The 22160-nt window shown below is 73.1% G+C and carries 17 protein-coding genes; 6 read left to right on the top strand and 11 right to left on the bottom strand.

Annotation, left to right across the window (positions count from 1 at the left end):
- The first annotated feature begins 216 nt into the window (after window positions 1-216).
- On the top strand, window positions 217-3549 hold the full coding sequence (locus tag AC07F3_RS06565) for a S8 family serine peptidase (protein ID WP_479111101.1): 3333 nt from the start codon (window positions 217-219) through the stop codon (window positions 3547-3549).
- A gap of 66 nt (window positions 3550-3615) precedes the next feature.
- Here AC07F3_RS06565 and AC07F3_RS06560 read toward each other — a convergent pair whose 3' ends face one another.
- Window positions 3616-5076, bottom strand: coding sequence for a M28 family metallopeptidase (locus tag AC07F3_RS06560; RefSeq protein WP_479111099.1), 1461 nt, complete (start codon window positions 5074-5076; stop codon window positions 3616-3618).
- A gap of 250 nt (window positions 5077-5326) precedes the next feature.
- Here AC07F3_RS06560 and AC07F3_RS06555 point away from each other — a divergent pair, with 250 nt between their 5' ends.
- Window positions 5327-6343 carry an aspartate-semialdehyde dehydrogenase gene (locus AC07F3_RS06555; protein ID WP_479111903.1) on the top strand — a complete coding sequence of 339 codons (1017 nt, stop codon included), beginning with the start codon at window positions 5327-5329 and terminating at the stop codon, window positions 6341-6343.
- Between the two features lie 75 nt (window positions 6344-6418).
- Here the strand turns inward: AC07F3_RS06555 and AC07F3_RS06550 are convergent, their stop codons facing one another.
- Entirely contained in the window at window positions 6419-7609 is a 1191-nt protein-coding gene (locus tag AC07F3_RS06550) for an MFS transporter (protein ID WP_479111097.1), read from the bottom strand.
- A gap of 56 nt (window positions 7610-7665) precedes the next feature.
- Between AC07F3_RS06550 and AC07F3_RS06545 the strand changes: the two genes are divergently transcribed.
- Entirely contained in the window at window positions 7666-8562 is an 897-nt protein-coding gene (locus AC07F3_RS06545; RefSeq protein ID WP_479111095.1) for a LysR family transcriptional regulator, read from the top strand.
- Here AC07F3_RS06545 and AC07F3_RS06540 read toward each other — a convergent pair.
- Window positions 8559-9053: a DUF1203 domain-containing protein gene (locus AC07F3_RS06540; RefSeq protein ID WP_479111093.1), complete on the bottom strand. Its 495-nt coding sequence runs from the start codon at window positions 9051-9053 to the stop codon at window positions 8559-8561. The genes AC07F3_RS06545 and AC07F3_RS06540 overlap by 4 nt on opposite strands.
- A gap of 132 nt (window positions 9054-9185) precedes the next feature.
- Here AC07F3_RS06540 and pepN point away from each other — a divergent pair, with 132 nt between their 5' ends.
- Window positions 9186-11762 (top strand): aminopeptidase N, encoded by a 2577-nt coding sequence (pepN, locus tag AC07F3_RS06535; RefSeq protein WP_479111091.1) that lies wholly within the window; start codon window positions 9186-9188, stop codon window positions 11760-11762.
- Between the two features lie 342 nt (window positions 11763-12104).
- Here the strand turns inward: pepN and alc are convergent, their stop codons facing one another.
- Window positions 12105-13253: an allantoicase gene (gene alc, locus AC07F3_RS06530; protein WP_479111089.1), complete on the bottom strand. Its 1149-nt coding sequence runs from the start codon at window positions 13251-13253 to the stop codon at window positions 12105-12107.
- Between the two features lie 133 nt (window positions 13254-13386).
- On the opposite strand from alc, the gene AC07F3_RS06525 reads away from it, so the two are divergent.
- A complete protein-coding gene (locus AC07F3_RS06525) occupies window positions 13387-14301 on the top strand; it encodes an aldo/keto reductase (RefSeq protein ID WP_479111087.1) in 915 nt (304 codons plus the stop codon).
- Window positions 14302-14309: 8 nt separating this feature from the next.
- Here the strand turns inward: AC07F3_RS06525 and AC07F3_RS06520 are convergent, their stop codons facing one another.
- The 4 genes from AC07F3_RS06520 to AC07F3_RS06505 form a co-directional block, all read right to left on the bottom strand.
- Entirely contained in the window at window positions 14310-15221 is a 912-nt protein-coding gene (locus tag AC07F3_RS06520) for a LysR substrate-binding domain-containing protein (protein ID WP_479111085.1), read from the bottom strand.
- 23 nt (window positions 15222-15244) lie between these two features.
- The gene (locus AC07F3_RS06515) at window positions 15245-16168 is read right to left on the bottom strand and encodes a DMT family transporter (RefSeq protein ID WP_479111083.1); all 924 of its coding nucleotides are present in this window, start codon (window positions 16166-16168) and stop codon (window positions 15245-15247) included.
- Between the two features lie 86 nt (window positions 16169-16254).
- A complete protein-coding gene (locus AC07F3_RS06510) occupies window positions 16255-17205 on the bottom strand; it encodes an EamA family transporter (protein WP_479111081.1) in 951 nt (316 codons plus the stop codon).
- Window positions 17206-17246: 41 nt separating this feature from the next.
- Window positions 17247-18554, bottom strand: coding sequence for an MFS transporter (locus tag AC07F3_RS06505; RefSeq protein ID WP_479111079.1), 1308 nt, complete (start codon window positions 18552-18554; stop codon window positions 17247-17249).
- A 120-nt stretch (window positions 18555-18674) separates the two neighbouring features.
- On the opposite strand from AC07F3_RS06505, the gene AC07F3_RS06500 reads away from it, so the two are divergent.
- Window positions 18675-19202, top strand: coding sequence for a MarR family winged helix-turn-helix transcriptional regulator (locus tag AC07F3_RS06500; RefSeq protein ID WP_479111077.1), 528 nt, complete (start codon window positions 18675-18677; stop codon window positions 19200-19202).
- A gap of 384 nt (window positions 19203-19586) precedes the next feature.
- Here the strand turns inward: AC07F3_RS06500 and AC07F3_RS06495 are convergent, their stop codons facing one another.
- From AC07F3_RS06495 to AC07F3_RS06485, 3 genes are all read right to left on the bottom strand, one after another.
- Window positions 19587-19826 carry a hypothetical protein gene (locus AC07F3_RS06495; protein ID WP_078966529.1) on the bottom strand — a complete coding sequence of 80 codons (240 nt, stop codon included), beginning with the start codon at window positions 19824-19826 and terminating at the stop codon, window positions 19587-19589.
- A gap of 79 nt (window positions 19827-19905) precedes the next feature.
- Window positions 19906-21924, bottom strand: a complete 2019-nt coding sequence (gene malQ / locus AC07F3_RS06490; RefSeq protein ID WP_479111075.1) for a 4-alpha-glucanotransferase — start codon at window positions 21922-21924, stop codon at window positions 19906-19908.
- Window positions 21925-21928: 4 nt separating this feature from the next.
- Window positions 21929-22150, bottom strand: a complete 222-nt coding sequence (locus AC07F3_RS06485; RefSeq protein ID WP_479111901.1) for a hypothetical protein — start codon at window positions 22148-22150, stop codon at window positions 21929-21931.
- Window positions 22151-22160: the final 10 nt, after the last annotated feature.

Below are 22160 nucleotides of genomic sequence, written 5' to 3'. Positions count from 1 at the left end.
TACGGGTCGGCGTGCGCGGGCGCCCCCGACCGGCGGAGCGAGCCGCCCGGATCGGGCTGGCGGTCCGCGGCCAGTGGCGGAAACACGCCATGTTCACATCACGTAACGGTCAACTCTCCACAAACAACAGTCCTATACGCAATGCTCAGCGGTCACCCGGCACCGAAATTCGAACCGTTTCGGTCCGGTCCCTCACCCACCTCACAGGGATGCTGAATGACCACTGAATCCCCGCGCTCCATACCCGGGGCGAGACGCACCGCCCGCATATCGGCGGCGGCCGGCCTGGTGGCCGCGCTCGTCGCGGCGGGCGCCGCACCGGCCTTCGCCGCGAGCGGCACCGACGCCCCGCCGGCCACGCCCGCACCCTCGGTGAAGACCGCCCCGGCCAAGACCCCCGAGGACAAGCTCGGCAAGGCCGACGAGCAGCGGCTCGCCGAGGCGCAGGCCAAGGGCGAGAAGAGCGTCACCGTCATGCTGGCCACCGCCCCGGGCGCCACCTCCGACGTGAGCAAGCAGCTGCACGCGGTCGCGGGGGCGACCGTGGGCAAGCAGGACGACAAGCTCGGCTACGTCCGCGCGACCCTGCCGATGGCGCAGGCCGAGGCGGCCCTGAAGGCGGCCGCGAAGCTGCCCTCGGTGCACGGCATCGACCTCAAGCAGGACATCCAGCTGGACGACCCGACCCCCTCGGGCGACACCACGAAGTCCGCCCAGCAGCTGCGCACCTCGGGCAGCTACCCGGCGCCGGGCAAGGACACGCCCGCGAAGAACCCGTACAACCCGAACTTCGAGACGGGTGCGGTCGACTTCGTGAAGCAGCACCCCGAGGCGGACGGCCGCGGGGTCACCATCGGCATCCTGGACTCGGGCGTCGACCTCGGCCACCCGGCGCTCCAGAAGACCACCACCGGCGAGCGCAAGATCGTCGACTGGGTCACCTCCACCGACCCGGTGCAGGACAACGACGGCACCTGGCTGCGCGCCAACACGGCTGTGTCCGGGCCGACGTTCACCGCGGGCGGCAAGACGTGGAAGGCCCCGGCGGGCTCCTACGACTTCTCCACGTTCGCCGAGAAGGCGACCGCGGGCGGCGACGAGGCCGGTGACCTGAACCGGGACGGGGACACCACCGACACCTGGGGCGTGCTCTACGACCCGGTCGCCGGCACGGTCCGCGTGGACCTGAACAACAACAACGACTTCACGGACGACGTGCCGATGAAGCCGTACAAGGACGGCTACCAGGTCGGCTACTTCGGTACCGACAACCCGGCGACCGACGTCGTCGAGCGGGTGCCGTTCACCGTGGAGATCCGCAAGAACGTCGTCTACGACAAGGCCGGGCACACCTCGGACTACGTCAACATCGGCGTCATCGAGTCCGAGCACGGCACCCACGTCGCGGGCATCACCTCCGCGAACGGGCTGTTCGGCGGCAAGATGAGCGGGGCCGCGCCCGGCGCGAAGATCGTCTCCTCGCGCGCCTGCAACTGGAACGGCGGCTGCACCAACATCGCGCTGACCGAGGGCATGATCGACCTCGTCACCAACCGCCACGTCGACATCGTCAACATGTCGATCGGCGGTCTGCCGGCGCTCAACGACGGCAACACCGCGCGCGCCGAGCTCTACAAGCGCCTCATCGACTCCTACGGCGTGCAGCTGGTCATCTCGGCCGGCAACGACGGCCCGGGCGTGAACACCATCGGTGACCCCGGCCTCGCCGACCACGTCATCTCCGTCGGCGCGAGCATCTCCAAGGAGACCTGGGCCGCCAACTACGGCTCCGGGGTGTCCACGGACTACCAGATGATGCCGTTCTCCTCGCGCGGCCCGCGTGAGGACGGCGGCTTCACGCCCACCCTCACGGCCCCCGGCGCGGCCATCAACTCCACCCAGACCTGGCTGCCCGGCAGCCCGGTCAAGGAGTCGGGCTACAGCCTGCCGGCCGGTTACTCGATGCTCCAGGGCACCTCGATGGCCTCCCCGCAGGCCGCGGGCGCCTCGGCGCTGCTCCTGTCCGCCGCCAAGCAGCAGGGCATCGACCTGCCGCCGGCCGACCTGCGCACCGCGCTGACCTCGACGGCCAAGCACATCAAGGGCGTTCAGGCCTACCAGGAGGGCTCCGGCCTCATCAACATCGTGGGCGCCTGGGACGCGATCAAGCAGACCGCGAAGAAGAAGGCCCCGGCCCACGAGTACACCGTCACCGCCCCGGTCTCCAGCGTGCTCAGCCCGGCGCTCAAGACCCCGAACACCGGCACCGGCATCTACGACCGCGAGAGCGGCCTGAAGGCCGGGCAGAAGAAGACGTACGACGTCACGGTCACCCGCACCACCGGCCCGGACAAGAACGTCCGGCACAAGCTGTCGTTCAAGAACGACGACGGCACGTTCCGGGTGCTCGGCGACGACGAGGTGAACCTGCCGCTCGGCAAGCCCGTCACCGTCAAGGTGCAGGCGCACCCGAGGTCCGGCGGCGTACACAGCGCGATCCTCCAGGTCGACGACCCGAAGACGGTCGGCGTCGACCAGCAGATCATGGCCACGGTCATCGTGGCGACCCCGGTCGCGGGCCCCGGCTACACCTTCACGGCCTCCTCGACGGTGCAGCGCAACTCCACCAAGTCGTACTTCCTGACCGTCCCGGCGGGCGCGAAGAACCTGGAGGTCCGCATGGGCGCGCTGCGCTCGGGCAGCCAGACCCGCTTCATCTCCATCCACCCCTACGGTGTGGCCGTCGACCCCACGGGGACGCCGAACTGCTACCCGAACTACGACAACCCGGCCAACACCTGCCGCCCGGACCTGCGTTCGTACGCGAACCCGCAGCCCGGCGTGTGGGAGATCGAGGTCGAGGCGCGCCGTACGTCGCCGTACCTGGACAACTCCTTCAAGCTGGACGCCTCGGTCCTCGGCGTCTCCTTCGACCCGGCCACCCAGACGGTGCCCGAGGCCAAGGTGGGCACCCCGGCCCCCGTGCAGTGGAAGGTCACCAACGGCTTCGCCGCGCTCGACGGCAGGCTGAAGGGCGGCTCGCTCGGCTCCGCGAAGGTCGCCACGCCCACCATCAAGGCCGGTGAGACGCAGACCAGCACCGTCACCGTCGGAGCGGGTGTCGAGCACCTGGACGTGTCCATCGGCGGCACCTCCGACAAGGGCGCCGACCTCGACCTGTACGTCCTGGACCAGGACGGCAGGACCGTCGGCAAGTCCACGACCAGCAGCTCGGACGAGTCGGTCAGCCTGGTCAAGCCGGCCCCGGGCACGTACACGATCCAGGTCGCGGGCTACGCGGTCCCGTCCGGGTCGACGACGTACGCCTACAAGGACGTGTACTTCGCGCCCTCGCTCGGCGCCGTCAAGGTCGACGAGAGCAAGACCGTCAAGCTGGTGGGCGGCGCGTCCGCCCAGGTGACGGCGGATGTCGTCGCGGCGGGCGCGGCTCCCGAGGGCCGTCAGTTCTTCGGCACCGTGCAGCTGGTGAACGAGCGCGGCACCGCGGCGGGCAGCGGCAGCGTGCTCATCCAGAAGGTCACCCCGTAACGGGTGGTCCGCACACGGCGGGGCGGGCGCTCTTCACGAGCACCCGCCCCGCTTCGTCGTGTGCGCTCAGCCCTTGAGCGAGCTCAGGTCGACCGCGTACGTGCCGACCGCCTGCGCGATGACGTCGATGTTGAGGTCGAAGTACCGCTTGTCGATGTTCCGCAGCGTGTCGCCCTTGGCGTGGTAGTTGGGGTCGAAGGCCTCACCGGCCCGGCCGCCCCACTTCTTCGCCTGCTCGGGCGTCTTGATCTCCTCGGCGCCGGTGTAGGTGCCGCCGGCCGGGATGCCGACCGCGATGAAGGGGCCGTAGTCGGAGCGCCCGTCGAAGTCGTAGCCCTCGTGCGGGACGTGCCGCTGGTCGAGGTAGGTGTTGATCAGGTTCTCGATCTGCGCCGATCCGGCGGGCCCGGGGCCCGCGCCCTTCTTGTCGGAGTCGTCGCCGTCGTAGACGAGCTCCGCCGCGTTGGGCGAGCCGATCATGTCGAAGTTCAGATACAGCTTGATCTGCTGCTTCTGCCGCTCGGTGAGGTTCTTCACGTAGTGCTCGGAGCCGAGCAGCCCGAGCTCCTCGCCGGACCACCAGGCGAACCGCACCTTGTTGGGGAGCTGCTTGGGGTGCTTGCGGGTCTGCTTGGTCTCCTTGGCCAGCTTGAGCGCGACTTCGAGCAGGCCCGCCGAGCCGGAGCCGTTGTCGTTGATGCCGGGCCCCGCGGGCACCGAGTCGAGGTGGCTGCCGAGCGCGACCACGCTGTCCGGGCTGCCGGTGCGGGTCTCGGCGATCACGTTGCGGGTCTTTTTGGCGAGGGCCTCGGTGGCCACGTCCAGGGTGACCTCGACCGGGCCCCTGGCGAGCTGGGCGGCGAGCGCCTCGCCGTCCGCGAGGGAGATCCCGGCGGCCGGGACGTGGGCGTTCTCGGGCGCCCCGACCGTGCCGTGCACCGGGTCGGTGCCGGAGTGGTTGTAGACGATGAGCCCGGCCGCGCCCGCCTTGGCCGCGACGGCCTCCTTCTCCTGGAAGGTGCAGCTGCCGCGCTTCACCAGCGCGATCTTCCCGGTGAAGGTGCCGGAGGCGTAGTCGTCGAGCGAGCAGCCGGGGGTGTCGTCGACCCGGGCCGCCTTCACCTCGGCGGTCAGCCCGCCCGCCGGGGTCGACTTGCTGAACTGGTAGGCGGCGGTGGGCAGTTCGCGCCCGCCCGCGGTCAGCTTCTGGCGCAGGGTCTTCGACTCGTAGAACGTGAAGTCCTGGTACGAGACGTCGTACCCGGCCCGCTCCAGCTGTCCGTACACGTAGGCGGCCGAGGCGTCGTAGCCGGGGGTGCCGGCGGCCCGGTTGCCGCCGTTGGCGTCGGCGATCTTCTGGAAGGCCTCCAGGTGGCGGTAGGCGCTCTCTCCCGACGCCTCCTTGACCAGCTTCCTGGCGAGGTGCTGGTCGGAGCCCCCTCGGGCGACGGCGGGCGTCGCCAGGGACAGGATCACCGGGGCGGCGGCAAGGGCGGCTATGGCCCGGCTGCGGCGGGATACGGGCACGGGAAATCCTCCGGAATGCGGTGCGGTGCGGCCGATGATCGACCGGCCTGCCAGGACCGTAGCCAGCAAAAACGGCTCCGCGGGGCATTTCGGGGCGGATGCAACACGGATGCCATGGACTTGTCACAAGTGGGCAGGTGTCCCACACCCCGGACAATGGATTGGACAAGTCCGCCGGGACCCGACGCATCATGGGTGCGCCGGAGCCGTACAGGAGCACGTGAAGCACGTGAGCATCAAGGGAGTCACCGTGAGGGTCGGAATCGTCGGAGCCACCGGGCAGGTCGGGTCGGTCATGCGCAAGATCCTCGTGGAGCGGGACTTCCCGGTCGACGAGCTGCGCCTGTTCGCCTCCGCGCGCTCCGCGGGCACCGTCCTGGACGGCGTGACGGTCGAGGACGCGGCCACCGCCGACTACACGGGCCTGGACATCGTGCTGTTCTCGGCGGGCGGCGCCACCTCGCGCGCCCTGGCCGAGAAGGTCGCCTCCCAGGGCGCCGTCGTGATCGACAACTCCTCCGCCTGGCGCGGCCACCCCGAGGTCCCCCTCGTGGTCTCCGAGGTCAACCCGCACGCGGTCAAGGACCGCCCCAAGGGCATCATCGCCAACCCGAACTGCACCACGATGGCCGCGATGCCGGTGCTGCGCCCGCTGCACGGCGAGGCCGGCCTGACCGCCATGGTCGCCACCACCTACCAGGCCGTCTCCGGCTCCGGTCTGGCGGGCGTGGCCGAGCTGCACACCCAGGCCCGCCAGGTCGCCGAGGCGGCCGACCGGCTGACCTTCGACGGCGACGCGGTCGAGTTCCCCGAGCCGGGCGTCTACAAGCGCCCCATCGCCTTCAACGTGCTCCCCCTGGCGGGCAGCATCGTCGACGACGGCTCCTTCGAGACCGACGAGGAGCAGAAGCTCCGCAACGAGTCCCGCAAGATCCTGGAGATCCCCGGCCTGAAGGTCTCCGGCACCTGCGTCCGCGTGCCGGTCTTCTCCGGCCACTCGCTCCAGGTGAACGCCCGCTTCGAGCGCCCGATCAGCGTGGAGCGCGCGTACGAGCTCCTGAAGGACGCCCCCGGCGTCGAGCTGTCCGAGATCCCGACCCCGCTCCAGGCGGCGGGCAAGGACGCCTCGTACGTGGGCCGCATCCGCGTCGACGAGACCGTCGAGCACGGCCTCGCGCTGTTCCTCTCCAACGACAACCTCCGCAAGGGCGCGGCGCTGAACGCCGTGCAGATCGCCGAGCTGGTGGCGGCCGAGCTCAGGGGCTGAGCAGCGCGGCCGGCCGAGGGTGCCGGACGGCGAGGGGGCAGGCGCTTTCGACGGCGGCCGCCCCCTCGCCCGCGCTCACCCGCCCGCGAGCCGGGCACGGGCCGCAACCGCGAGGGCCAGCGCCGCGAGAGCGCCGCCCAGCCACAGCACGCCCGGCTCGCCCGCGCGGTCCACGGCCAGGCCCCCGGCCGCCGCGCCCAGCGCGATCGCCGCGTTGAACACCCCAGCGAACAGCGCCGTCACGGCCTCCCTGGCCCGGGGCGCGGCGGCCGAGAACCAGTTCTGGCCGGCGACCGAGACGCCGCCGTAGGCGAGCCCCCACACCACGAGCAGGACGACGGCCACGGCCGCGCCGTCGCCGAGGGCGGCCAGGAGGAACAGGGTGGCCGCGAGGGCCGCCGCCATGGTGCGCAGCGCCCGCCCCGGGGAGCGGGCCGAAACGGTGCCGCCGAGGAAGTTCCCGGCGACGCCCGCCACGCCGTACAGCAGGAGCAGCGCGCTGATGGCGCCGCCGCCGATCCCGTGGGCCCGCTCCAGGACCGGCCGGACGTAGGTGTACGCGGCGAAGTGGCCGGTGACCAGGAGGGCCAGGAGCAGCAGTCCGGTCCTGATCGGCGCGAGCCGCAGGACGGCGCGGAAGGCGGCCGGGCGCACCGCGGACTCGGCGGGCAGCGGCGGCAGGAGGGCCGCGAGCAGCCCGGCGACGATCGCCGCGAGGAGGCCGACGAGCGCGAACCCCCAGCGCCAGCCCGCGAGTTGACCCGCCAGGGCGCCCGCGGGGACGCCGACGACGGAGGCCACCGCGATCCCGCTGAAGATGACGGCGGTGGCCCGGCCGACCGCCCGCGGGGGCACGAGCCGGTGCCCGAGCCCGGCCGCGACGGCCCAGATCCCGCCGATGCACACCCCGACGACCAGCCGGGCCGCGAGCAGCACCGCGAAGGCGGGGGCCAGCGCGGAGGCCAGGTCGGCGAGGGCGAGCAGCAGGGTCAGGCCGACCAGGAGCGAGCGCCGGTCGGCGCGGCCCGCGAGGGCGGGCAGCAGGGGCGCGGTGAGGGCGGCGACCAGGCCGGGCAGGGTGACGGCGAGCCCGGCGGTCCCCTCGGAGACGCGGAGGGCGGCGGCGATCGGGCTGAGCAGCCCGACGGGCAGCATCTCGGTGGTGACGACGCTGAAGGTGGTGGCGGCGACGGCGAGCACGGCGGCCCGGCCGCGCGCCGGGCTCAACACCCCGGCGGGGGCGCTCGGTTCGGTGGCGGTGTCCATGCCCCCACCTTTCGGCGCCCGGCCGCGGGGAACAACGGCGAAGCGCTCATCCTTCTATGAGCCACACGCATCGATCGACGGGGTGGGCCGTGGCGGGTCTGGAGATACGCGAGCTGGAGTGCTTCCTGGTGCTGGCGCGGGAGCTGCACTTCGGCCGGACGGGAGAGCGGCTGTACGTCTCGCAGAGCCGGGTCAGCCAGCTGCTCGCCGCCCTGGAGCGCAGGCTGGGGGCACGGCTGGTGGACCGGACCAGCAGGAGCGTACGGCTGACCCCGTTCGGCGAGCGCTTCGCGGACGAACTCCGGCCCGCCTACGAGGCGTTGGCGACCACGGTGGACGAGGCGCGGGCGTCGGCGCGCGGGCTCGGCGCGACCCTGCGGATCGGCTTCCAGGGCGCCGCCGACGGCCGCACCACGCGCGCGATCGCCGCGTTCCGCGACCGCTGCCCCGAGGTGGCGACCAGCATCACCGAGCTGCCGCTCGCCGACCCCTTCGGGGCGGTGCGGCGCGGGGAGGTGGACACGGCCGTGGTGCTGCTGCCGGTGGCCGAGCCCGATCTCGAACTCGGCCCGGTGTTCTCGGTGCGTCCGCAGACCCTCGCGGTGTCGGTGCGCCACCCGTACGCCTCGCGGGCCTCGCTCACCGCCGCCGACCTCGCCGGGGCCCGCCTGATCGCCCCGGCGGACCCGGCCCCCGCGTACTGGCGCGAGGCCCAGGCACCAGCTGCGGGCGGGCCGTGGGTGGGCACTCTCCAGGAGGGCCTGACGCTGGTCGCGGCGGGCGTCGGCACGATGCTCGTGTGCCGGCCGACCGCCGACTACCACCGCCGGGACGACGTGGTGTTCGTGCCGGTCGGCGGGGTGCCGAGGTCCGCGCTCGGCCTGGTGTGGCGCCGGGGCGGGGACAGCGCGCGGGTGCGGGAGTTCGCGAAGGCGCTCGACGAGGCCGGTTAGGGCCGGCGCACCTCGAACTGGAAGCAGCCGTACTCGACGGCGCGGACGTGCACCAGGGCGACCTCCGGGTCGGCGAACGCCTCGTCGAGGGCCGCGTCGAAGGCGGGGGCCGCGTCCGCGGGGAACGCCAGGAGCCGCCCTCCCAGGATGTGCCCGTCCCGGCTGTAGCGCCGCAGGACCCGCAGCGCCCCGGGCCGCGTGAAGGGGTGGTCGGCCGCGGTGGGTCCTTCGCACTCCTCGGCGTGGATGAAGACCGGGCCCTGCTCGTCGTAGGCACCCGGGGCGGCCGAGGTCTCGGCGGCCCAGCGGCGCAGCGGGGCGTACGAGACGAGGGCCACCCGCTCGCCGGGCCGGATCGGGCGCAGGCAGCAGCGCAGCGGGGAGCCGCCCTCGTGGTCGGTGTAGGGGACGCACGGCCGCCCGGCGTCGTCGGTGTCGCGGAGCTGCTTGAGGACGGCGGGATCGACGGGGCGTGCGGTGTGGATCGTCATGCCACAAGCGTGGTCGCGCGGGCCCCTGTTCACCGGCGGAAAACGGACATCGCGCTGCCCGCGTCGTGCGTGCAAGGATGGCCGGAAACATCACGATCTGATGGAACTGAAGCATCTGAAGGAGATGACCGGGTGCCTGGCACGAATCTGACCCGTGAAGAGGCGCAGCGGCGGGCCGCCCTGCTCACCGTTGACTCGTACGAGATCGAGCTCGACCTGAGCGGCGCGCAGGAGGGCGGCACGTATCGGTCCGTGACCACCGTGCGCTTCGATTCTGCCGAGGCCGGGGCGGAGACCTTCATCGACCTGGTCGCGCCGAGCGTGCACGAGGTCGTCCTGAACGGGACCGCGCTGGACGCGGCCGCCGTGTTCGCCGACAGCCGGATCGCGCTGGCCGGGCTCGAAGCGGGCCCGAACGAGCTGAAGGTCGTCGCGGACTGCGCGTACACCAACACCGGCGAAGGTCTGCACCGCTTCGTGGACCCGGTGGACCAACAGGCCTACCTCTACACGCAGTTCGAGGTCCCGGACGCGCGCCGGGTGTTCGCCTCGTTCGAGCAGCCCGACCTGAAGGCGACCTTCCAGTTCACCGTGAAGGCACCGAGCGGCTGGACGGTGATCTCCAACTCGCCGACGCCGGAGCCCAAGGACGACGTCTGGGTCTTCGAGCCGACGCCGCGCATCTCCTCGTACATCACCGCGCTGATCGTGGGCCCGTACCACTCGGTGCACTCCTCGTACGAGGGCCCGGCCGGGCAGTCCGTGCCGCTGGGCATCTACTGCCGTCCCTCGCTCGCCGAGTTCCTCGACGCGGACGAGATCTTCGCGGTGACCCGGCAGGGCTTCGACTGGTTCCAGGAGAAGTTCGACTACGCCTACCCGTTCGCCAAGTACGACCAGCTCTTCGTTCCGGAGTTCAACGCGGGCGCGATGGAGAACGCGGGCGCGGTCACCATCCGCGACCAGTACGTGTTCCGCTCGAAGGTGACGGACGCCGCCTACGAGGTGCGCGCCGAGACCATCCTGCACGAGCTCGCCCACATGTGGTTCGGCGACCTGGTGACGATGGAGTGGTGGAACGACCTCTGGCTGAACGAGTCGTTCGCCACCTACACCTCGATCGCCTGCCAGGCGTACGCCGAGGGCTCGAAGTGGCCGCACTCCTGGACCACGTTCGCCAACTCGATGAAGACCTGGGCCTACCGCCAGGACCAGCTTCCCTCGACGCACCCGATCATGGCCGACATCCGCGACCTGGACGACGTCCTGGTCAACTTCGACGGCATCACGTACGCCAAGGGCGCCTCCGTGCTCAAGCAGCTCGTGGCGTACGTCGGCATGGACGAGTTCTTCCAGGGCGTGCAGGCCTACTTCAAGGCGCACGCGTTCGGCAACACCCGCCTGTCCGACCTGCTCGGGGCGCTGGAGAAGACGAGCGGCCGCGATCTGAAGGCCTGGTCGCGGGCGTGGCTGGAGACGGCCGGCATCAACGTGCTGCGTCCCGAGCTCGTCGTGGACGACTCGGGCACCATCACCTCCTTCACCGTCCTCCAGGAGGCCCCGGCGCTGCCCGCCGGCGCGCAGGGCGAGCCGACGCTGCGGCCGCACCGCATCGCGATCGGCTTCTACGACCTGGACGGGGCGGGCAAGCTGGTCCGCACGAACCGGTTCGAGCTGGACATCGAGGCCGCCGAGCGCACCGCGGTCGAGCTGCCCGCGGGCACCCGCCGCCCGGCGGTCGTGCTGCTCAACGACGACGACCTCTCGTACGCGAAGGTCCGCCTGGACGAGGAGTCCCTGCGGGTCGTCACCGAGCACCTGGGCGACTTCACCGAGTCCCTGCCGCGCGCCCTGTGCTGGGCCTCGGCCTGGGACATGACCCGCGACGGCGAACTCGCCACGCGCGACTACCTGGCGCTGGTGCTCTCCGGCATCGCCAAGGAGTCCGACATCGGCGTGGTCCAGTCCCTGCACCGGCAGGTCAAGCTGGCCATCGACCTGTACGCGGCGCCCGAGTGGCGCGACGCGGGTCTGACCCAGTGGACCGACGCGACGCTGGCGCACCTGCGCACCGCCGAGCCGGGCAGCGACCACCAGCTGGCCTGGGCCCGCGCGTTCGCCGCGACGGCCCGGACGCCGCAGCAACTCGACCTGCTCCAGGCTCTGTTGACGGGCGCGGAGGTCATCGAGGGGCTCGCCGTGGACACCGAGCTGCGCTGGGCGTTCGTGGAGCGGCTCGCCGCGACCGGCGTCTTCGACGAGCCGGAGATCGCGGCGGAGCTGGAGCGCGACCGGACGGCGGCGGGCGAGCGCCACGCGGCGACCGCGCGGGCCGCGCGGCCGACGCCGGAGGCCAAGGCCGAGGCGTGGGCGTCGGTCGTGGAGGGCGACACACTGCCGAACGCGGTGCAGGAAGCGGTGATCGGCGGCTTCGTGCAGACCGACCAGCGCGAGCTGCTCGCGCCGTACTCCTCGAAGTTCTTCGCCGCGGTCAAGGACGTGTGGGAGTCCCGCTCGCACGAGATCGCCCAGCAGATCGCGGTGGGCCTGTACCCGTCGCTGCTGGTCTCCCAGGACACCCTGGACGCGACGGACGCCTGGCTCGACTCGGCCCAGCCGAACGCGTCGCTCCGCCGCCTGATCTCGGAGTCCCGGGCGGGTGTGGAGCGAGCGCTCCGGGCCCGGACGGCCGACGCAGAGTCCGCGTAGCGAAGGCCGGGGTGGGGACGCCCTGCGGGCCCTCCCCACCCCACACCCCCTCGGGGCTCCGCCCAGAACCCCGCTCCTCAAACGCCGGAGGTGCTGAATTCGCCCCGCGGCCTGGGGGGCGGGCAGCACTTTTCGGGGCGAAGCCCCCGCAGGGGTGCAGGGGGCGAAGCCCCCGCTGGGGGTCCGGGGGCGGAGCCCCCGGGAAGCTGGCCTCCCCTCCCCCTCCCCCGCCCCTCCCCGCCGGAGGCTTTCGGGAAGGGGCGGGGTGGGGAATGAAGACCGCCCGACGGACGGGCGTCGTACGCGCAACCGTGCCGCCGGGCGGAAGAGGACGAGACCGGGTCAGCCGGTCAACTCCGTGTAGCGGCGGCCGAGTTCGGCCGACCCCTCGGCCGTCAGCGCCCCATGCAGCCGCATCCGCGCCACCCCACCGTCGGGAAACGCGTCGAGACGGACATGCGTCGCCACCGCCTGTGCGGGCAGGCGGAACCGGTGCAGCGTGTCGGGCTCAAGACGCGTACGCGGGATGATCTCGAACCACTCCCCCGTCTCACCGTTGCGCCCGCTCAGCGCGACCCACCCCGCCGCGTTCCCCAACAGGTACGCCGTGTCGATCTCGACCGCCCTGATCGCCCCCTGTGCGACCAGCCGGAACCGTACCCAGTCGTTGGTGTCGCGGACGCGGCGACGGCGGTTCTCCCAGCCGTCGTCCATCTTCCGCGACGTACCGGGCAGGATGATCTGCGTCGGCGAGGAGTAGAACTTGTCGGACGCGTCCTCGTACGCACCGCCGTTGACGACCGCCACGAGGTCGATCGTGCCGAGCGTGTCGAGCCACTCCGGGTCCGGCACGACCTCGCCGTGCACGCGCAGACGGGCGACACCGCCGTCGGGGTGCTGGCAGAGCCGGACGTGGGTGTAGCGGCGGCCGGTGGTGATCTCGAAGCCGTTCTCGGCGTGGCCGCGCACCGGCGTGGGCGGGACGATCTCGTCCCACTTCACGTCGTCGGCGAGGAGCCGCTCGGGGCTCGGCGAGCCCTCGACCGAGGTGGCCTGGACCGAGACCCGCTGCGGGTAGTTGCCCCGGAAGTGCGCCGTGTCGACGACGATCCCCTTGATCACGCCGGGCGCGCCGAGACGGACGAGCGCCCAGTCGTGGTCCTCGGGCGCGGGGAAGACGTGATCGGCGTCAACTCCGCGACGGCGGCGGGTCTCCCAGCCGTCCATGATCTTGCCCTTGTGCCCGAAGTGCTCGGGGTCGAACACGGCCCGCTCGCGCACGAGCAGGTTCTCGCGCTCGGCGAAGAACTCGTCGTTGGCGGCGATGACTCCCGCGCCGAGCCGTCGGTCCGCGAGGTCGACGAGCTCGGTGAAGGCGAAGTCACCGGAGCGGTAGTCGGCGTACGGGTCGCCGCCTCCGTACGGGGCGGCGTCGTTGGCGTGCGGGTCCTCTGCGGATGCGGCGGCGGTGTTCTCGCTGGCGGAAGTCATGCCCCGACTCTCGCCCGCCCCCACAGCTCACGTCCATCGAAAGTTTCCGCACAGTCCATTCAGCACAGCTGAACAGTTTGGCAGCTTGCTGCCATCTCCCCGCCGCCCGCCCGCCCGCTGCCAGACTCCCGCCATGACCACGACCTCAGAGAAGATCACCGCGGCGGCCGCGGGCACCTGGAAGCTCGGCGACCTGGCCGTCAACCGGATCGGCTTCGGCGCGATGCGCCTTCCGCAGCAGGGCCCGGCGCTGCGCGCCGACGCCGTGCCGAGCGACCGGGAGCGGTCGATCGGCGTGCTGCGCAGGGCGGTCGAGCTCGGCGTCAACCACATCGACACCGCCGCGTTCTACTTCTCGCCGCTCCGTTCCGCGAACGAGCTGATCAACCGGGCGCTCGCCCCGTACGCCGACGACCTCGTCATCACCACCAAGGTCGGGCCCACCCGCGTCCCGTCGGGCGAGTGGGGCGAGCACGCCAGGACGCCCGGGGCGCTGCGCGGGCAGGTCGAGGAGAACCTGCGCCAGCTCGGCCGTGACCACCTGGACGTGGTGAACCTGCGCATCGTCGGCACCGATCCGATCGCCGAGCGCTTCGGCGCGCTGGCCGAGCTGCGCGAGGCGGGGCTGATCCGGCACCTGGGCCTGTCCAACGTGCGCCCCGCCCACCTCGACGAGGCGCTGGCCATCGCGCCGGTCGTGTGCGTCCAGAACCCGTACGGCATCGGGGCGTCCGCGGAGCAGGAGGAGATGCTGCGGCTGTGCGGCGAGCGGGGCATCGCGTTCGTGCCGTTCTACGCGATCGCCGGGGCCGGGCGCGAGACGGGCGCGGGCGGCCCGGAGAACGAGGAGGTGCTGGCCGTCGCGCGCGCCCACGGGGTGAGCGCGGCGCGGGTCCGCCTGGCGTGGACGCTGCACCGCGGCCCGCATGTGCTCGCCATCCCCGGCACCGGCGACCCGGGGCACCTCGTCGACAACGTGGCGGCGGGCGCGCTGCGCCTCACCGCGGACGAACTGGCCCGTCTGGACGCGGTCCACGCCGGCGCCTAGGGCGGGCGCTATCCGGCGGGCCGGGTGTTCGCGACCTCGCGCAGGGCGGCGAGGACCCGGGCCACCGCGGGCCCCTCCTCCGCGCCGCGCCGCACCGCCGCCACGACGTGCCGCCGCGGCTGGTCCGCGCTGAGTATCCGCATGACGACGCCCGCGCGGCGGTCGGCGGCGGCCATCCGAGGCACCAGGGCGACCCCCATCCCGGCCTCCACCATGGCCAGGATCGCGGTCCAGCCGGCCGCGCTGTGCGCCTGTTCCGGCACGAACCCGGCCGCCTCGCAGGCCGCCGTGGTGATCTCGGACCAGGGCCCGCTGCCGCCGAAGATCCACGGCTCGTGCGCGAGGTCGGCGAGCCTGAGCCCCGGCTCGGCGGCGAGCGGGTGTCCGGCGGGCAGCGCCACGTCGAGCGGGTCGGTCAGCAGGGGCAGCAGCGCGAACTTCGGGTCGCGGGCGCTCGGCGCGTGCGCGGCGAGGGAGAGGGCGAGGTCAACGGCCCCGGCCGAGAGCAGTTCGTACGCCTCCGCGGCCTCGGCCTCCCGCACCCGCACCTCCAGGGCCGGATGACTGCGGCGCAGCTGCTGTACGGCCGGTACGACGAGGGCGGGCACGGCGGTCGAGAACGCCCCGATCCGCACCTCGCCCGCCTCGCCCTGCAAGTAGCCCGCCAACTCGGCGTCCGCGCGCTCCAGTTGGGCGAAGACCGCCTCTGCGTGGCGCAGCACGAGATGGGCGGCGTCGGTGAGCCGCACCCGGCGTCCGTGCGCTTCGAGCAGGGTCACGCCGAGCTGTTTGGCGAGGTTGGAGAGCTGCTGCGAGACCGCCGAGGGCGTCATCATGAGCACCTCGGCGGTCGCGGTCACGGTGCCCTGCTCGCGCAGGGTCCGCAGGATGTGCAGCTTCTTGATGTCCCACTCGCTCATGGGACGCAACATACCGGCGGCCCCTACCGTCGGGATCCGAGGACGACCCCGCCGAGGATGAGCGCCATGGAGACCAGCTGCGCCGGGCCCATCGCCTCGCCGAGCAGGGGGTAGGAGAGCAGGGCCACGCAGACCGGCTGGAGGTAGTAGACGACCCCGGCCCGGGCTGCGCCGATCAGGGCGATCGCCTTGTTCCAGGCGAAGAAGGCGACGGCGGAGGAGAGGACGCCGACATAGAGGAGCGGGCCGACGGTGCCGGGCGTCGCGGCGAAGCCGCCCTGGACGGCGAGGCTGATCCCGTACGCGGGAGCCAGCATGAGCGCGCCGAGCACGAAGGTGGTCAACAGGAAGGCGAGGGCGCCGAGTTCGGCCGGGCGGCGCCGCAGCAGCACGCTGTACGAGGCGAAGCTGAGGGCGGCGGCGACCATCCAGAGGTCGCCCGGGGCGAGGTCGAGGGCGAGCGAGCCCTTGGTGACCAGGAGGAGCACCCCGGCCACCGCGACGAGCAGCCCGGTCGTGCGCCGGGCGCCGAGCCGGCCGCCGGTGAGCCGCTCGTGGACGGCCATCAGGACCGGCGAAGCGGCCATGATCATGCCCATGTTGCCGGCCGAGGTGGAGGTCCCGGCCTGGTTGACCAGGGTGTTGTAGACCGTGATGCCGAGCAGCGAGGCCGCCGTCAGATATCCCAGGTGGCGCCGGATCAGGGCGCGTTGGCGCCAGGCCTCCCGGGCGGCGAACGGGGCGACCGCGGCGATGGCGATCAGCCAGCGCCAGAACGCGGCCTGCACGGGCGGGACCGAGTCGTGCAGCGCCCGGGAGGCGACGAAACTCCCGGACCAGACGACCGTCGCGACGGCCGCGAACACGAGCCCGAGCCCGGAGGCCTGCCCCGCCTTCTGGGCCGCGGTGGCGCGCGGTGTGCTGTGGACTCGGTCCAGGACGGTCACGATGACTCCGTTTCATGCGGCGGGTGGGTGCGCCCGGTGGTGGGGTGGGCCCGGGCGGGTTGGTGTCCCCCGGGCCCGACAGGCCCCTACCGTCGCACCGTCGGACCGGTCAGGTCCATCGAAAGTTTCTGCTCGACAACTTCAGGAGAACTGAACGATTGGACCGCCTCGGCCTGCCGCTTCCTGGGGGTCGCCTGCCCGGCGAGGGTGGCGCCGAAGGCGATCGCCATGCCGAGCAGCTGGACGGGGGCGAGCGCCTGGCCGAGGGCCGCCCAGCCGATGACGGCGGCGGTGAGCGGCGAGAGCGGCCCGAGGAAGGTGACGGAGGTCGCGGTCATCCGGCCGATGCCGCGGAACCAGAGCCAGTACGCGATGGCCGTGTTCACCAGGGCGAGGTAGACGTATCCGGCGATGTTGCGTCCGTCGAGCGCGGGCGGCGCGCCCTCCACGAAGAAGGCGACCGGCGCGATCAGGAGTCCGCCCGCGGTGAGTTGCCAGCCGGTCAGCACCAGCGGCCCGGCCCCTTCGGGCCGCCCCCACCGCTTGGTGAACACGGTCCCGGCCGACATCGAGGCGGACGAGCCGAGCGTGGCGAGGACGCCGATCGCGTCGAAGGAACCGGCCGCCTTCAGGACCACGAGGCTGACCCCGAGGGCGGCCGCGATGCCGGTGAGCAGGGTGCGCAGGGTGGGCTTCTCGCCGAGGAAGAGGGCGGCGAGCCCGGCCACCCAGAGCGGTCCGACCGAGCCGATCACCGCGGCCATGCCGCCGGGCAGCCGGTAGGCGGAGAGGAAGAGCAGCGGGAAGAACGCCCCGATGTTCAGCGCCCCGAGCACCACCGCCTTCCACCACCAGTCCCCTCTCGGCAGCCGTCTGGTGAGCGCCAGCAGGGCGAGTCCCGCGGGCAGCGCCCGCATCATGCCGGTGAACAGCGGCCGGTCGGCGGGCAGGAACTGGGTCGTGACGAAGTAGGTGGACCCCCAGGAGGCGGGCGCGAGCGCGGTGAGGGCGACGGTGACGAGATGGTTCCGGTTCATGAGGGGCTCCCTGGGAAGAGTGGGGTCGGGACGGGGACGGCTCAGCGGGCGGCGACGGCCGTGGGCACCGCCGCGATCGGCGCGACGGAGGCGACCGGGGTGACGGGGGTGACCTGGACGGCGCTCTGCGGCAGCACCCGCTCCAGGCGCAGCAGGCCTCCCGCCGCCACCAGCGACGTGACGACGAGCAGGAGCCACGGCAGCCGGCCGTCGGCCGCCATCAGCGCCGTGAAGAGCGAGGGCGCGACGGCCGCGGAGAGCGACCAGGACAGCTGGTACGCCGCGAGGTAGCGCCCCCGCAGGGCCTCGGGCGCGGCCGCCACCGAGAGCGCGCCGGCCGACGGGCTGTGGACGAGCTCGCCCAGGGTGTACAGGGCGACGATGAGCAGGAGCGCCCCGCCGAGCACGATCCCCGAGCCGGGCCGGAACGTACCGAGCACGATCTGCGCGGCGAAGGCGGCGGCGAACAGGAGCGAGCCCAGTGCCGCCGAGCGGGTGCGGCGGGCACCGCGGGAGCGGACCCGGGCGGCGATCACGACCCCGCCCCCCGCGCACATCACGGTGTTGAGCGTGAACGCGGTGCCGGTGATGGCCTGGGGGCCGCGCAGCCAGGTGGTGATGTACAGCGGGAAGAGGACCGACAGGGCCGAATAACCCAGCGCGTTCAGGAAGTTGACCGCCGTCAGGCCGAGGAAGGGCCGGTCGGCGAAGACCTGCCGGTAGCCCGCGGACGGCCTCGCCGCGGCGTCCGCGGGTGCCCGCCGTTCGGCCCGCACGCCGCGCATCAGGACGGCGGCGAGCGCGAAGCTGGCCGCGTTGAGCCAGGCCGCGACGGTGAACCCGGCGTCCCCCGCGAACCCGACCACGAGCGAGGCGAGCAGCGAGCCCGCGCCGAGCCCGCCGTTGCGCAGGGCGCGCGAGGAGGCCTGGAGCCGGTCCCGGTCGGCGCCCTGGGCGACCTCGCCGAGCAGCGACTGCTGGACGGCGGGGAAGGCCCGGTCGCCGAAGGCGGTGGCCAGGGCGACGGCGGCGAAGGCGGGCAGCGCGTGGGCGAAGGGGTAGAGCAGGAAGCCCGTGCCGCGCACCCCGTACAGCAGGAGCTGGACGCGCTGGGCGCCGTACCGGTCGACCGCCGCCCCGGCGAGCGGAAGCGCGCCGAGCCCGAGCAGTCCGACGACGGTGAGCACGAGGCCGACGGTGGCGAACGGGAGCCCGGTGACGTGGTGGAAGAAGACCAGGCTGAACGGTACGTACATCCCGGAGCCGGTCGCGTCGACCGCCATGGCGACGAGCATCCGGCGTTCCCCGGCTATGCGCGGGGTGCGGGTACGACTGCGGAACGTACGCATGAGGACTCCGGGACGAGGAGGGGGACGGGCGTTGCCTTGCTGAAAAGTAGCTTACTCGTAAGCTACTTTTCGTCAAGCAACTTTCTTGCGTCCTACCGACTCGGTTCGGATACTGGAGGCATGACCTCCGCGAAGACGACACCCCCGACCCCGCCGGACGCGCCCTCGGACGCGGTGGACGCCATCACCGCCCAGTGGGCGGCGGTCCGCCCGGACCTCGACACGGTCCCCATGGCGGTGTACGGGCGGATCTACCGGATCGCGCGCGCGATGGGCGACCGGATGGAGAAGGAGTACGCGACGTTCGGCATCGGGCGGGGGGAGTTCGACGTCCTCGCCACGCTGCGGCGCTCGGGCGATCCGTACACGCTGTCCCCGCGTCAGCTCTCGGCGACGCTGATGCTCACGACGGGGGGGATGACGGGGCGGCTGGACAAGCTGGAGAAGGCGGGTCTGCTGCGCCGCAGCCCCGATCCGCACGATCGGCGGGGGCTGCGGGTCACCCTCACGGAGAAGGGGCTGAGCCTGGTGGACGCGTCCGTGACGGCGGGTCTCGCCGCCCAGACCTCGGTTCTGGCCTCGGCCCTCTCCCCCACCGAGGCCGACGAACTGTCGGCCCTGCTGAGGAAGCTACTGGCCGCCCACTGAGCGTCCCGGTCCCTGGCCCGCTCCTCAACCGCCGGAGGGCCCGGCACGCCCGCGAACCATACGGCGCTGCTCACGGCACCCCGCGCCCCCAACCCCCTGTCGCGCGCGGACCGTGCGGGGTTGCTCGCGCAGTTCCCCGCGCCCCTAACAGCATCGATGCCGGTCAGCATGGGCATCTTTAGCCCGTCCGGCGATTGAGGACGAGCGCCCTTAAGGCGCGAACGGGGTCTGGGGCGGAGCCCCAGGAACGCCCTTCACCCCCGGAGGGTCTCGGGGAGGGGCGGGGTGGGGGAGGATCCGGCGCGGATACAACCGCGCGCGCCCGCCGGCTCGGCCCTCGCGGGGGGCCGGAACGGGCGGGCGGGTGGGGAGAAACCCGGAGGGCTACGCCTTCTTCGGGGCCTTGCGGGACTTGTCCAGCACCATCACCAGACCGGCGATGATCGCGAACAGCGCGATGGGCGCGACCACGAACAGACCGATCGTGTCGATCACGCTCAGACCGGGGCCCGGGTCATCACCGTCATCGCGCGTGAGCGCGAGCGCGGGGGACGACATGAGCAGCATCATCAGCGTCGTACCGGCTGCTACGGCGCCGGCGCGCAGGGCGTTCTTCTTGTCCACGGTGCAAAGTTAGCGAACGCCCGAGCAGGCCGCGCGCCCGGGGGTGCCGTACGGGGCCCCCGGGGCGGGAAGCCCCACCTCAGGGGGTGCGCCCGGGCCGCTCCGCCCGCGGGAACACCCGCATCAGTTCGTGCAGCCGGGGCGACGCCGCGATGGCCTCGAAGGGCAGCGGTTGGCCGTCGGGGCCCGCCACCGGCAGGCGCCAGTTGGGGTACTGGTCCCACGTGCCCGGCAGGTTCTGCGGTCTGCGGTCGCCGACGGCGTCGGGGAGCCACACCCCGACCATCCGGGCCGGGGTGCTCAGCAGGAACTGGTAGACCGCGCGGATCTCGGCCTCCTCGTCGCCGGGGGCGTCGGGGAGCAGGCCCAGGCGCTCCAGGTAGCCGAGCCATTCGGCCACCTCCGCGCGGGCGGCTCCCTGCTCCTGGGCGAGCGGGCTCGTGAGCAGGCCGAGGCGGTGGCGGAGCTGGACGTGTTCGCCGGTGAGCCGGGCCGCGGTGGAGGGGAGGTCGTGGGTGGTGGCGGTGGCCACACAGCCGGGCCGCCAGGCCTCGGGGGCCAGCGGGCGCCCGTCACCCGCCCAGTCCCGCTCGAACCAGAGCACCGAGGTGCCGAGCACCCCCCGCTCGGCGAGGGTCTCGCGTACGCCGGGCTCGACCGTGCCGAGGTCCTCCCCTATGACGACGGCGCCCGCCCGGTGCGCCTCCAGGGCGAGGACGGCGAGCATCGCCTCGGCGTCGTAGTGGACGTACGTGCCGTCGGTGGGCGGCCGCCCCTCGGGCACCCACCAGAGCCGGAACAGGCCCATCACATGGTCGATGCGCAGGGCGCCCGCGTGTCGCAGCAGGCCCTGGAGCAGCCCACGGTAGGGGGCGTACCCGCGCGCGGCCAGCACGTCGGGGCGCCAGGGCGGCAGGCCCCAGTCCTGGCCGCGCGCGTTGAAGGCGTCCGGGGGCGCCCCGATGGACATGCCGGGCGCGAAGGCGTCCTGCTGGGCCCAGGCGTCGGCGCCCTCGGGGTGCACGCCGACCGCGAGGTCGTGCACGAGGCCCACCGGCATGCCCGCCTCGCGGGCCGCGCGCTGGGCCGCGGCGAGCTGGGTGTCGGTGAGCCAGGCGAGCCAGCAGTGGAAGTCGACGCGGTCGATGAGCTCGCGCCGCGCGCGGGCGGTCGCGGCCGACCTGGGGTCGCGCAGCGGCTCGGGCCAGCGCCGCCAGTGCGGCCCGTACCGCTCGGCGAGCGCGCACCAGGTGGCGTGGTCCTCCAGCGCCTGGCCCTGCTCGGCGAGGAAGTCGCAGTAGGCGGCCCGGCGCCCGGGCGCGAGCGGCACCCGGTGCAGGATGCCGAGGGCCTCGCGCTTGAGGTCCCACACGGCGTCCCGGTCGATCAGCTCGCCCTTGGCGAGCACCCGTTGGCGCAGCGCGGCGGCGCGCCCGGCCAGCTCGTCGAGCGCGGCGCGCCCGGTGGCGTACGCGTACTCGGGGACGTCCTCGACGCGCAGGTGCACCGGGTCGGGGAAGCGGCGCGAGGAGGGGCGGTAGGGGGACGGGTCGGTGGGGGCGCCGGGCACGGCCGCGTGCAAGGGGTTGACCTGCACGAATCCCGAGCCGATGGTGCGCCCCGACCAGCCCGCGAGCTCCGCGAGGTCGCCGAGGTCGCCCATGCCCCAGGAGCGGGCGGACAGCAGCGAGTAGAGCTGGACGAGGAAGCCGTGCGTGCGGGCCGCGGGCTGCGGCAGGGCGCGCGGCGCGACGACGAGCGTGGCGGACGCGGTGCGCCCGTCCCGGTGGCGTACGTCCAACCGGTGCACGCCGAGCGGGAGTTGGGCGACCGGGGTGCCGGTCACCGTCAGGTCGTCGGACAGGCCCGGCACCGGGCCGTCGCCCCAGCGCACCAGCGTCGGGGGCAGCAGCCGCTCCGCCTCGGCGGCCTCGGCCTCGGCCAGGGCGCGGCGCACCGCGGCGGGCGTCGACGCGTCGACGCCGAGCGCGGCGAGGACGGCGACGACCGTGGCGTCCGGCACGTCGACGGTGACGCCCGCCGACGGGGAGTAGGACGTGGCCACGCCGTGCCGGGCGGCGAGCCGGGCCAGGGTCATGGCGTCAGAAGCCCGCGGCAGCGGCCACCGGCGTGGGCTCGCTGGTCAGCGGGGCGATCTCGGCCATCGGGGGTTCGCTGATCAGGGGCTCGGCGTCGGCCATGGGGGGCTCACTGGTCAGCGGCTGCTCGGGGACGGGGGCGACCACGGGGGCCTCCAGGTTCGGTGGACGGCAGGGACAGAGGTGCCCTACCCAGCGGACGGCCCGCCAGACGTTCCGCCGCACACAAGCTCGT

The sequence above is a fragment of the Streptomyces sp. NPDC045846 genome (assembly GCF_056431605.1).
This window is presented reverse-complemented; position numbering and strand designations above follow the sequence as displayed.